The sequence below is a fragment of the Hymenobacter sp. GOD-10R genome (assembly GCF_035609205.1).
In the GTDB taxonomy this organism is placed as follows: domain Bacteria; phylum Bacteroidota; class Bacteroidia; order Cytophagales; family Hymenobacteraceae; genus Hymenobacter.
This window is the reverse complement of record NZ_CP141184.1, coordinates 679,827-692,381: the sequence shown is the minus strand read 5'-3', so window position 1 is coordinate 692,381 and position 12,555 is coordinate 679,827. Positions and strand designations below refer to the sequence as shown.

General features: G+C 54.2%; 11 protein-coding genes. 6 read left to right on the top strand and 5 right to left on the bottom strand.

Annotation, left to right across the window (positions count from 1 at the left end):
* Positions 1–41 precede the first annotated feature (41 nt).
* Positions 42–539: a YdeI/OmpD-associated family protein gene (locus tag SD425_RS02895; RefSeq protein WP_324675216.1), complete on the top strand. Its 498-nt coding sequence runs from the start codon at positions 42–44 to the stop codon at positions 537–539.
* A gap of 14 nt (positions 540–553) precedes the next feature.
* Here the strand turns inward: SD425_RS02895 and SD425_RS02890 are convergent, their stop codons facing one another.
* Positions 554–1,051 carry a ferritin-like domain-containing protein gene (locus SD425_RS02890; protein ID WP_324675214.1) on the bottom strand — a complete coding sequence of 166 codons (498 nt, stop codon included), beginning with the start codon at positions 1,049–1,051 and terminating at the stop codon, positions 554–556.
* A gap of 294 nt (positions 1,052–1,345) precedes the next feature.
* Between SD425_RS02890 and SD425_RS02885 the strand changes: the two genes are divergently transcribed.
* The 4 genes from SD425_RS02885 to SD425_RS02870 all read left to right on the top strand — a co-directional run bounded on the left by SD425_RS02885 (position 1,346) and on the right by SD425_RS02870 (position 4,498).
* Positions 1,346–1,708: a hypothetical protein gene (locus SD425_RS02885; RefSeq protein ID WP_324675212.1), complete on the top strand. Its 363-nt coding sequence runs from the start codon at positions 1,346–1,348 to the stop codon at positions 1,706–1,708.
* A 30-nt stretch (positions 1,709–1,738) separates the two neighbouring features.
* On the top strand, positions 1,739–2,731 hold the full coding sequence (locus SD425_RS02880) for an aldo/keto reductase (protein WP_324675210.1): 993 nt from the start codon (positions 1,739–1,741) through the stop codon (positions 2,729–2,731).
* Between the two features lie 295 nt (positions 2,732–3,026).
* On the top strand, positions 3,027–3,488 hold the full coding sequence (locus tag SD425_RS02875) for a YsnF/AvaK domain-containing protein (RefSeq protein ID WP_324675208.1): 462 nt from the start codon (positions 3,027–3,029) through the stop codon (positions 3,486–3,488).
* 74 nt (positions 3,489–3,562) lie between these two features.
* A complete protein-coding gene (locus tag SD425_RS02870) occupies positions 3,563–4,498 on the top strand; it encodes a YsnF/AvaK domain-containing protein (RefSeq protein ID WP_324675206.1) in 936 nt (311 codons plus the stop codon).
* Positions 4,499–4,593: 95 nt separating this feature from the next.
* Here SD425_RS02870 and SD425_RS02865 read toward each other — a convergent pair whose 3' ends face one another.
* The 3 genes from SD425_RS02865 to SD425_RS02855 all read right to left on the bottom strand — a co-directional run bounded on the left by SD425_RS02865 (position 4,594) and on the right by SD425_RS02855 (position 10,917).
* The gene (locus SD425_RS02865) at positions 4,594–7,080 is read right to left on the bottom strand and encodes a TonB-dependent receptor plug domain-containing protein (RefSeq protein ID WP_324675204.1); all 2,487 of its coding nucleotides are present in this window, start codon (positions 7,078–7,080) and stop codon (positions 4,594–4,596) included.
* Positions 7,081–7,233: 153 nt separating this feature from the next.
* A complete protein-coding gene (locus SD425_RS02860; RefSeq protein WP_324675202.1) occupies positions 7,234–7,833 on the bottom strand; it encodes a DUF4136 domain-containing protein in 600 nt (199 codons plus the stop codon).
* Positions 7,834–8,043: 210 nt separating this feature from the next.
* On the bottom strand, positions 8,044–10,917 hold the full coding sequence (locus tag SD425_RS02855; protein WP_324675200.1) for a hypothetical protein: 2,874 nt from the start codon (positions 10,915–10,917) through the stop codon (positions 8,044–8,046).
* 495 nt (positions 10,918–11,412) lie between these two features.
* Here SD425_RS02855 and SD425_RS02850 point away from each other — a divergent pair, with 495 nt between their 5' ends.
* Complete coding sequence (locus SD425_RS02850; RefSeq protein ID WP_324675198.1) at positions 11,413–11,721, top strand: META domain-containing protein; 309 nt, start codon at positions 11,413–11,415, stop codon at positions 11,719–11,721.
* 222 nt (positions 11,722–11,943) lie between these two features.
* Here the strand turns inward: SD425_RS02850 and SD425_RS02845 are convergent, their stop codons facing one another.
* A complete protein-coding gene (locus tag SD425_RS02845) occupies positions 11,944–12,366 on the bottom strand; it encodes a hypothetical protein (protein ID WP_324675195.1) in 423 nt (140 codons plus the stop codon).
* Positions 12,367–12,555: the final 189 nt, after the last annotated feature.

Below are 12,555 nucleotides of genomic sequence, written 5' to 3'. Positions count from 1 at the left end.
ACTCTTTCAGCTAGTACGCTTACTGCTCATCTTGTTGTCGTATGGAATCTACGCCACTCACTTTCCAGTCCTTGTTAGAACCCGGCGGACCTAGCTTCATGCCCATGTCCATTCTGGTAGTACCGCTGTCGGTCGTTGAAGACCTAGGTGGCAAAACTGTGCGGCGCGTGATCAGCACACTAAACGGGCACACATTCCGACTTGGCTTGCACCCAATGAAGACTGGCGAACGGTACCTCATGATCAGCAAAGAAATTCGCAATCAAATTGGCATCCAGCTAGGTGCACAAGTAACCGTCACCTTACTCCCGGACCCAGAACCCGATGCCGTTGATTTACCCCTTGAGCTTGCGCAAGCCTTGGCGGAATGGCCCGAGGCAGAAGCAGGCTTTCTGCGCCTAAAACCTAGCATGAAACGGGCGGTCGCGCAGCACATCCGCAGTGCCGTACGGCCCGAAACTCGCGCCGAGCGCATTGTAAAAGTCCTGCATTTGCTTGCGGCGGGTCAGCATCCATTTGGCGCCACCTCACGCGACTAGCCGTAGTACCTGCCTCACACCTTAGCCGCCTGCCGAATAATGTTTTTCTGGGCAATTTGGCCGAGAATCGAGCTCGTATTTCTCTCTTCGAGCAGCGTTTCGCGCAAGAGGTCAGCTACTTCCGTGAGGCCTAGTTCGTCAGCTAGGTATGCCGCGGTTCCGTAACTGGCTATTTCGTAATGCTCAATTTTTTGCATCCCAACAATCAGGGCGGTATCTACTAGAGGTTCAGCACCCTCTTGCTGCGTTAATTTCTCGCTCTCAGTGAGCAAGCCTTTCATGCCTGGATTCTGGTTGCCGCTGGCTGAAATGTGGAGGTATTCAGCGGCTTTTTCCAAACGCTTCACTTGCATTCCGGTTTCCTTCCAGTGCATATCAAGTACAGCTTTCAGCTCTTCGTTGCTCGCTTTCTCAATTATGAGCGGGAGGCCCGCTAGCAGGATGTTTTCGGCACTGTGCATCATCTGTACCTCATGAGCAAGTAAGGCTTTCAGCTCTTTTAACGCTTCCATAGCTAGGACTACCGAGTAATTTACTTATTGATTTACAATATCTTACGCAGCAAGGTTAACTATAGTTTTTCCTGCCTAGGTTACTACTAAAATGCTCCAAAATGAGCCCCAATAATCGTTTTCTGCCTGGCTGTGTGCTGGGCTGATACGCGTATTAAGGCTCCTTGTCATCGGTTTTCGCTAGCTCCTGTGTAGCGCTTACGCCTGAACGCGCGTCACTCGTTCGCCGTAAGCCACCTAGCATGGCGCACATTGCGCTAGGCTTTTTCTTTCTTACCTCACCTGACACCCACTATGAAAACGATTCTCGCACTCGTAGCTATCCTGGCCGCTACGCTCGGCACGGCTGCCGCTCAAACCACAAGCAGCCCCAACACGGGTAGCACCACAGGCGGCGCTGGCAGCAGCACTACTGGCGGAGGCACTTCCCACCCCACTGCTTCCCAAGCCAACTATACGCCCGGTGGTGGTACCAAAGGGGTATCCAAAACCAGCAAAAACCAAATAACTCGCTCGGGCGGCCAAGGACACAACACCACTCCTCCTCCGAAAGGCAAGATCCAGATGGCACCTACTACCCCTTCCAAGAAGGGCAGCGCCACCGGCTCTACCAATAGCGAAACCATGCAGAAAAACTCGGCGGGCAAAAACCAATAGCTTCTCTGCTTAGCCTCTCATGCACTTTTTATGGAATACAAAGAATTAGGCGACTCTGGTATCAAAACATCCGTCATCACATTTGGCAGCTGGGCCGCTGGCGGCTGGATGTGGGGAGGTACCGAACAAAACGACGCTGTAGGTGCTATTCATGCGGCCTACGACTTGGGAGTTACCTCCATTGACACAGCTCCTATCTACGGCCAAGGTCTGAGCGAAGAGATTGTGGGCGAAGCCATCAAGAGCTTACCACGCGACAAGGTGCAGATCCTGACCAAATTTGGCATGCGCTGGGACCTAGCAAAGGGTGACTTTGGCTTCAAAACCAAGGACAACAGTGGCCACGACCTTGACGTGTACAAGTACGCGGCGCCAGAAAGCATCATCAAGGAGTGCGAAGACAGTCTGCGCCGCCTCGGCACCGACTACATCGACCTTTACCAGATCCACTGGCCCGACGTGACCACGCCTATTGCCGATACAATGGGCGCCGTGGCCAAGCTGATTGAGCAAGGAAAAGTTCGCGCAGTAGGCGTGAGCAACTACTCGGTGGAACAGATGCAAGAAGCCGCAAAAACGGTGAAGCTAGCTTCAAACCAAGTACCTTACAGCATGGTGAAGCGCGACATCGAGCGCGACGTGGTACCTTATTGCTTAGAGCACAACAAAGCTATTTTGGCCTACAGTCCCATGCAGCTAGGTTTGCTAACGGGTAAGGTAACCCCCGGCTACCAATTCGGTGAAGGCGACTTGCGCAAGAATAACCCCCTGTTTTCGGGCGAGAATCTTACCCGGATTAACGGTTTTCTGGACAAAATCAAGCCCTTGGCGGAAAGTAAAAGCGCCACCTTGGCACAAGTAGTGCTACGCTGGACCATCGAGCAGCCTGGCATCACGGTAGCCTTGGTAGGCGCCCGCAACGCCGATCAGGCTACGCAAAATGCGAAGGCTGTTGAGGTGAAGCTTTCAGCTGAAGAACTCGACTTTATTACCAAACAGCTCAACCAGCTTCAGTTAGCCTAGCTTTCTAACACAGCTAAAAAATGAAAAGCGCTGCCTTGCTGGGCAGCGCTTTTTTTGTGCATAATTCCGGGCAAAGATATTCCGAGCGAAGGATGAGTTTTGAACTGGGTAGTTGACCGAAAGAAGGAGGTAGCTATGCTATAGCGCCTATAATTACCTGATTCACAGCTCTACTGTATCGTCTTTTACTTAGCAAGGCACCGTGTAAGGTTCCGCCGATATGTAAGCTCAACTATAACACCAGCACTAGGGGGGCGTATAGCTTAGCACAACACCCTGCTAGAAAGTTATTGTGATGAGTGCCACCCAGGATCTAAGTCAACAGGCCGCGCCAGACCCGCAGCGTATCTCCTCAACTACGCCGGCAGAAATAACGGTTCCGGTGATTGAGGAATACCTTCGTGTTGAGCGCGAAGTGGTAGAAACAGGGCGTGTACGCATCACCAAAAGCGTGACGCAAGTGCCGGAAGCGGCCGTGGTGCCTCTCGTGCACGAGGAAGTAAATGTCGAACGCGTGGCTCGCAACCAGTACGTCGACGTAGCGCCCACGGTACGGCAAGAAGGCGACGTGACCATCATCCCAGTTGTGCGTGAAGTGCTCGTAAAACGACTACTCGTAGTAGAAGAACTACACATCACGAAACGCCGGGTTGAGACGCTGGAAACCCAACAGATGGTATTGCGCAAAGAGGAAGTTCATGTAGAACGCCTCACGCCTGATGGCACTGTAACGCCGCTTAATTCAGCAACGACCTAGCCACTGGCTATTCCTACCCCTACCTAGTACTCTTTTTTTCTCCCAACCACTCCCTAACCAAAATTCTTAAAATCATGGCTCAGACCGTAGTAGGATTCTTCGACACCGCTGCCGAAGCGCAGCAAGCCGCTCAACAACTAGCCGCTGCCGGCTTCAGCCTGGATAGCGTAGACGTAGCCCAATCGTCGCAAGGTGGCAACCGTGGCAATTACTACAACAGTAATTCTTCCACTAGTGGCGCCGATCGTGACCCATCGGACTACCAAAACACAAGTGGCACTTTAACGGAAGGTGCTGCTGATGCAGCCGGCCGCACGGGTGACAGCATTGGCAACTTCTTCAGCAACCTTTTCGGAGGTGATGATGATGACACTCAGCGTTATACGCACGTAGCTCGTAACACAGGTTCTATCGTAACCGTGCATGCAAGCTCAGCCGAACATGCTAGCCGTGCCGCCGAAATTCTCGACGCAGCAGGTGCTGTAGATGTAGATGAGCGTGCTTCACAGTCCGGTTATCAGTCTAACAACTACGCTGCTAACACCGGCACGCAAGCCACCACAACAGATGGCCAAGTATCGGCTCAAGTAATTGAGGAGAACCTGCAAGTAGGCAAGCGCGTGGAGCAAACGGGCGGTGCCCGTCTGCGTAGCCGCATCGTAGAGCGCCCTGTAGAAGCTAGCGTGCGTTTGCGCGAAGAGCACGTAACGGTGCAGCGTAACCCCGTAAACCGTCCAGCTACCGATGCTGACTTCGCTGCTTTCAAAGAAGGCGACGTTGAAATCACGGAAAGCGCAGAGCGTGCTGTAGTAGGCAAAGAAGCCCGCGTGGTGGAAGAAGTAACGCTCGGCAAAGAAGTGAGCGAGCGTGAAGAAACTATTCACGACACGGTGCGCAAGACGGAAGTAGACGTGGAGCAAATCCCAAACAGTGGCACAACCAGCACGGGTACCACGAATACGACCAACAATACGAACAACACAAATAACACGAACACTGGCTCTTACTAATCTAGTAACGAACCTAGTTTCTTATAAAAAGAGGCGGCCCACATTGGGCCGCCTCTTTTTTGTTTACTACTAGTAGTAGCAGAAGCTAGCTTTCTTTATTGCACCAAAAACTTGCTGGTACCTAGCCCTGGTGTGCCATTCACCGATAAGCCTTCGCCGTTTACTTGGAAGGGGCCGCTCGCATCGGAGCAGTAGAAAGATAGGTGGGCAATGCCGCTGGCATCGGTATTTACTTGCGGGTTCCAATAAAGGGTCGTGCTGCGGAAGTCGGGGCGAGTGGGTGCTTTGGCGGAGCCGTCATACTGCGGCACATAAAACTCGCGAGCCCGGTAATAGCCGGGGCGCTTGATGTACGCAAGGCGCGGTGGCACAGGGTCTTTGGAGTAATCGTAATTAGGATTGCCGCGCTTAGTGTAAATAGCAATGACGCCCCCAGCCCCACGGCCCCCAAAAATTGCCGCTGAAGCCCCCTTCAGAACTTCTACCGACTCCACATCCGTCGGCGAAATCGCGCTGATGTAGCTGTCGTCGACCGGTACACCGTCCACGAGGAACTGCGGGGAGCCTTGCCCCCGAATCTGAGCATGCATGTCGAAACCGTTGCCTGTGATGGTCAGACCGGCCACACGCCCTTGCAGCACTTGCAGAATGTTCACGTAGCTGCTCGCGGCGGGTATGTCACTGAGCTTAATGGTGGCATCGGCGTTCGAGTAAATCTTGCGGGTATCGGGTTGGGCCGTTCTCCGCCCTTTTACCGTCACGTTCCCTAGCATGATGGTCTTGCTAGTATCCATGCGAAAGCGCCGTTCCGCGACTTGTTGCTTCTTACTGGTTTGTAGATACTCCGCTATTTCCGGCTGCGGACTGATCAACCTCGGTAATGCGGTTTTGGGGAGTGGCGCCAAAGGATCGGCGAGCCGAACCACAGGGCTGCGGTTGCCCTTTGTGCCTTTTGCTTGTACTAGGGCCTGCGTGGTATCACTGCCGCTAAAGCCCGTGAATAAAAACCGACCATCAGCATCGGTGGTAGCATTGGCAAATCCACGATCGGGTCGCGACAGAATAAGGGCGACGTCGCTGTTTGCGATAGGCCGCTTGCCGTCGTTCAGCACTTGTCCGCTCACCGTTAGCGTACGCTCCAATGGGAATGGACTAGGATCGAACGTATTAGCTAGCATCTGCTTCCAGGTAAAACGTCGCCACCCTTGCGTCAGCAATAGGTTATCCAGGGCCATCTTCGCATCGGGCGTGTTCTCTTGAAAGTAGTACGCCGGGTTTTCAACGAACCCCTGCAAATCAGAGGTCAGCAGCAGATCGGACAGGATGTTGTGCGCGTCGGGGTTGGCAACTAATGCTTGGGCGCTGTTTACCGCCAACGAAAACTGCGAAGCCACGGGCTGCCCTGTAGCATCGCGCACTTCCACCGTCAGGTCCACTTTCTCGCGGGGTGCGTAGCTAGCTTTGGAAGGCGTGATTTTTACTTGTAAGCTAGGCTCATTGCGCACGAACACCAGCCGCTCGCATTGCGCAACGCCTTGCCCGTTAAACAAGGTGAAGTGGGCAAGGCCGGTCGGCAATTTACTTTTCGGCACGCGGGCCGTAAAGGCGCGCGTATCATCAATCTGTCCGCGCCCAGCGTAGCCGACCACGCCTCGCACGTGCCCCACCAGGGTGATGTTATCGGGAGGCGCAGTGCCGGCTAGGGTTTTGCGGCGAATAGTGATGTTATAAAAGTCGCCTATCTCCGAGATACTCAGCGACAAACCTTCCGGCTGCGCCATGGGCAACGGGTAAATGGCCACAGTTCCGTCGGGTAGCTTCACTCGCGCCTGGTAGTGCTTGCCCGCCGCCGGGTTCAGCAGCAACTGCCCCATGCCTAGGTGCTGACTTTGAAAAGCTAGCACATCGGCCCCCTGTTCGTCTTTTATCACCCCGGTTATATCTATGCCATGACCGTAGGCGTCCGTGGCCTTGAAGCCAATCCGATTGTCGATCTGGGCAATGAGGGTGCCGCCTTCGGGGAAGAACTGCACGTCGGGTTGTCGGCTTTGAGCGGGCGCGGTAGCAGCATTGAGCTCCGCTTTTTTGCGCCGTGCTGGCGCGGGCGCCGCTGCAGTCGTCGGATCGGTACGCCACACCGGAATGCGGCGGGAGAAGAAGTATTCGGGCGAAGCATTGCGCATCCAACTGGTGTAGGCACGCACCGTGTACATGCCTTGCGCGAGCGTATCGCTCAAAGTAAAATCGCCATTGGCGGTGCCTTGCTGCAAGTGTAGCACGCGTTGCGCCACCAAACGGTTCTGCGCTGACAGCAGATCTACGTACAGTACGCGGCTAAGCGTATCGGGCAAGTGGCGCGAGGCATCTACCACGTACGCCTTAAACCATACCGTTTCGCCCACTGCATACACCGCCTTGTCGAGGTGCAGGTAGCTTTTTTCGGGATATCGAGCCTGATAAAACTTATTCAGCTGCGCAATGACCTGTTGCACAAAGCCCTCATCGGGCCGGCTAAAGCCAGTACCAACCAGCAAAGCAACACAGGCACTTACGCTTAATGCCAGCCAACGAAAATGACGCATACGAATACGTGATAACAGCTAAGGATCCCTAAACCAATTTACTCGGATCAATATAGAACGAACGTAGTCAGTAACACATGCCATGCGCCTTACGCACAAAAAAACCGCTCATGACGAGCGGTTTTTTTGTGTAAAGGACATAGACTAGGTTGCTTACTGCTTTCCAACCGGAAACTTGTCGAGAATTTCTTTGGCTGACTTGGCGAACTCCGGGCCGATGTTGGCGGGGTTGTTCACGGCATCGGCTACCGAGCCGCGCCACACCAGGTTGCGAGCCCGCGAATCGATGAAGTCGAGAATGAGGGTACCCTCCTTGTAGTTCTCTGTATGGTAGCCCGTGCTGTAGAAGGGCGAACCGTACATGTACCCATAGTTGATGGGGAAGAAGGCGCCTCGGTACGAAAAGGCATAGGGATAAGCAAAGCCAGCGGCGGGCTGGTTAGCTACCGTACGCTCTGCCTCTTCAATATACAAGTGGTAGGCTAGATAGAGGTCAGGCTTGGCATTGCCCTGCACCCGACGCAAGCCACGCTTCGCTAGCTCGCTCGAAATAGCATCCTGAATCATTTGGTCGTTCAGGCTGCTCTGGTAAATGGGGTTCTGCGAATTGGCCGATTTTACGTCCATTTTGCCCCAGTCATAAGTGCGGTATTTACTGAAGTCAACGCCTGCCTTCTGCTGTACATTCACGGACGAGCAGCTTGTGATCAGGCCGAAGAGCATGAGCACGGCTGCATACAAAGTAGGTTTCATGAGGTGAGATAGTTCTTAGTGGAAAACCCTATCTCATACTCACTTACCCTCCAGAAGTTACAAGGCTCGAGCATTTCTACCCTTGGCTTCCTTCCCACTGTTGTGGTTGCGTCAGCCCTACTGCTGAGGCTATTGCTTACCGATCATCTTACGAACAAAGAGATTGGTTTATCTAGCTTTGATGTAACTAATTTATGCTCAATTGGATCATTAAAATCCAATATTCAGGACCAAAGGCTGTACCTCCCACGTGCCGGAGCGCTGGTTATAAATTGTGCGTGCACCTGCCTCAAGCGGCACACGCAAGCGCAGCGTATTGAAAACAAAGGTGAGGTCTAGCCCGGTGGTGCGGTAATGTTGCGTCGATATTCCTTGGCTTTGCCCAACGGCCACGTCCAGAAAAGCGGCGGCTTTCAGGCGCTGTACATACAGCCACCGTCCGAGCGCCCAATGCATATCGGCTACCGGCAACCGATATTCAATGCTACCGGTTTGGAGCCGATCGAAGCTCACATAGCCTTGCCCGCGCGGATAGAACACAGCGGCGCCAAACTGATACGACTCCCGGCTCTGTTGCTGGTAGCCCCCACTCAACCGGAGCGCATGGTGCTTGAGCAGCCCCGGTACGTAGAGGCCGCCCTGCACCGCCCATTGGCTCGCTTGCAGCCCTGCCGCAAACGGTGTGGTACGCCACGAAGCACTGATCGACTGGCCCCAGCGCGGCGCCACGTCGCGCTTGCTCTGAATCAGCTGACGCGCATAACTGAGGCTGTATGTAACCACGTGCAGGCTGCGGCCATAGCCTACCTCATTTCGGTAGCGCACCGGCAGGTTGTAGCCGCGCACTTGCTCTTCGCTGTAGTACGTACCTAGGTTTAGGGCTTGCAGATAGCGCGAGCGGGTGAGGTTGAGCGGCAGGCGCGCGCCGGCCGTGAGGCGCGTGTACTGCCAACGGTCGCTGCGTACGCTGTCGATCGGCAGCCGCCGGTCGATGGGTACCGATGTCTGACGGCCACCGTGTTGCAGCGTTACATCGAAGATGGGCAAAAGGCCTTGGTAACTCAGGGTGGTAAATACGTTGCCCATGCGCTCCGTCTGGTCGTAGCCAGCTCCTACGATGGCTTGCGTGGTATTCAGCAAATCCTGCGACCGGATACCTAGGCTAAAGTCCTGCCCCGAAGGCGACTGTATCACGCCCCAACTGTACACGTTGAACGGGTGCTGTAGCCGGCGGTAGCGCGTGGCCACGAGCCGCGGGCCCACCGAGTCGGGCGAGGCTGCCTGGAGACGAGCAGCGCCCGGCTCCTGTTGGGTGAGCGGATCGGCGTAAGAAGCTGGGGCCGGTGCTGTGGCAGGCACGGGCAGCCAACGCGCCGGGTCGAGAGGCATGGTCACGACACGTGCCCCTTCAGCCCGGAAGTCGTGGAAAGCTAGCTGCTGATTGCTTGGCGCAACGGCGACATAGTAAGCACCCAGCGGCCGCGATGTCACCTGAAACTGTTGCCCCGATGCCATTGCCACCGCATACACATTGTCGATGCCCGAGCGCGGCGAGTTGAAGAACACGTAGTCGCCCCACGGTTGCGGGTGGCTCAGGTTATCGTTGGATACAGGCAGCAATTGTCGATGCTGTTCGGTCTCAGTATCAATAAGCTCCAGCGTTTTGCCAGCGGGCTTGAGCGTTACGACAACCACGCTGTGCTGATCGGCGAGCCAGCGGGGCTGTTGGTAGAAGTCGTTGGTAGGGTTAGCGAGCACCTTACGCACTCGGCCCGTTTCGGCGTCGAGCACCACGAGCCGATGTTGGTAGGCCGAATCGGTACGAACCGCTACCAAGCTGCGCCCGTCGGGCGAGAGTGCGGCGGCGGTGTAGCGGGTGCGGTGCGTGAGATGCGTGAGCCGTCCCGTACCTAAGTCGAGCAACCGAATTTCGGAGAACACCCGCTGCCCCCAGCGCGGGTCGTAGCTAAACTCCGGCCAGCATACCTTGCCCCCACCCACCGACAGCATCTCTGGGTTGTTCACCAACCCTTGCACAAACACGCGCTGCTCGCGGCCGCTAGGGCGCAGCATCACCAATTGCGAGATGTCGCCGAGGCCCGTTTTTACAGCTAGCACCGTGCTGTCGGTTACGTACTGCGGATACTGGTACTCCGTGAACACCTTGCGCTCGGGCTGCACGGCCAACGGGGTAGCCTCCGTGAGCGTGAGTCGGCGTTGCTGCGCCTGCCACAATGAGTCCAATGCGGTGAGCGTGCGCTGGTAGAGGTCTTCTACGCGCAGGCCTGTGGTTCGTCGCAGGCTGTTGGAGAAAGAAAAAGGGTACGCGGGGAAATTATAGTAGCGGTTTAGCACCGGGCTCCAGGCGGTGGCTCCGTTGCTACGCTTTAAGTTGGTGGTCAGGTAATAGCCAAGCACGTAGTGGTTGGGCACGTTGTCGCGGTAAGAGCCGCCTACCGCCTTGGGATAACTAAAGCGCTTACCCGCTAGCAAGTTGGCCCGAAAACCTAGGTCGAAGTTGGGGATGCGCCCGCGCCCGCTACGCGTTAGGGCCGTTTCGGTGCCCACAGCATCGCCTTCTGTAAACCAATCGGGTACTCCTAAGCCGGCCAACCCGAGCCCACCGTACCCGAAGAGCTGGTAGGCCACCCGCGACAATCCTTGCAGGCCCTTATCAAACTGAACGACGTGCCGAAACTCGTGCACCGACAGCAAATCGAGCCAATCGAGGGTGCCACTCAGAAAAGGATCCTGAGGCGGCGTAGTGAAGAACTCCGAGTGGCGCGGCAGAATTGTCACGAAGCCATTATTAACGGTCGTTTGATTTTGTAGCAACAGCGGAATCGGACGGGGCGGCCGTTCCAGGGTGGCACTCACGGGTTCGTATACCCGCTCAAGGCGCTGCGCCATTCGCTGCGCAGTGGCGTCGAACCCAGTGGGGTATAACACGCGAAAGTGCGCTGTCTGAAGCTGGTACCAGCGCAGTGAAGCCGGATTTTGATCGAGAACAGGTAAGGTCTGGGCGTGGGCAGGCACCCAAGAAGCTAGCACAAGTAGTGCTGGCAACACGTAGCGAGAAAGCATTGAGCAGGGTTCAGACTGGCAAAATAGCCGAAATCAAGCACAACTTCATTGCGCATTTTCTAGCTTACTACGCTGATTTTCTTGGCGGTTGTGAGGTGGCTTTTTCTTGCTTTTACCAGATAACCGCTATCTTTCTCAGCGCCCATTAACCATCCAAATCCCGCATTGAGCTCTAGTTACATGTAGTTATTATTAACTATATATAACTAATCAATCGAAATTAAAACACTTATTACTAGTAAGTTAACAAGTATTTACGTTGTAAAAATGGGCTACCTGCAACCATCATAGGCGGCTCAAAATCATGTTTGTTGAGGCTTGTTTTATCCTTATCCAGATGCCATGCCTATGTACCTTCGGTTATTCTCCTGTTTACTCCTATCGCTAGGCTTGTTGTTGAGTGGCTACAGCCCAAAAGCAGAGTCCACAATTAAAGCGGCTTCTAACGCGTCGTTGGAGCACCATTGGGTACTACGCACGCTAGACGGGCTAACTGTGCCCACATCATTACAGGTAGACGATGCTACAACGCATCTGCTCCGCTCCACCGATGGCAGCTTGCGCAAGCAAGTAACAGGACGCGGCTACGTTGGGACATTCACCCATACTTTTGCTACTCGTCTGATGGCACTGGCAAAGGTTATCACCACGTTGATTTCGTGTGATGACACCACAATGAACGTAGAACTGCGCTACCTAACAGCACTCGAACAAAGCACGCACTACAAAGTAGAAGGTACAACGCTTAGCCTGTTCGATAAGGAAGGAGCTACTCCGCGGGCGACTTTTGAGGCTATGCAGTAGCAGCGGTGACCCAGTAGTATAGCTAGGTATTTACACAGGCGCGGACTCCATGTCCCGCCTTTTTTGTTGTAGCTGCCATTACGTTCCCTAGCAAATTGTAAAGTATTCAGCTGCTATTTTTCTTGCTAGAAAGTAATTACTTGGCTCTGACAACAAGCAAGTCAGGCCCATCTCTTTCGCATAAAGAGAAATATGTTGCAAAATGGGATAAATCGAAGTAGCTCAAGAAGCTCTTAAGTAGCTTGCAATCTGACTCTGCTGAAGCCAGATGTAAGCTCCCGGCAAGTCGTTGAAGGCGGCTGCAACTGGGTTACTCACCTGCTGCAGTACATAGTCAGTGGTGTAGCGACTGAAGCAATTTTCCGAGTGAACCCAAGCTAGCTTACGCACACCAACCATGGCGAGCTTATCAAAATACCCGTTGTTAACCCACTCTGTTACAACGCTCCAGGTACCTTGCACAGACGTGCTATCGTTTAGCAGTTTGCAGCACTTTTCCTCCTGAGTATAGCGCAGTATGAGTTGGCAGCCAGCCTCAACTGTCTGCGGGGTTTGTACGGCTTGCCAGTCGGCATACAACCATTTGTTGTCACAATCTAAGGCGAGCGTAAGATACGGTTCGGTGTGTAGAGAGAGCAGACACATAACAGAGCAGATGCATTGCACAAAACTTATATATATTTCACAATAAGGGTGCCTGCTGTATAACGTATCGGGCGTTCGTACCAAGCGTGCTTCACCTGCTAGCCAAGCTCGTGCTTGAGGACAAGCCCTTTCGTTCGTGTGAACTTTTCACGGCGTCTATTCTTGTTATCTCTACAACCCTTTTCTCCT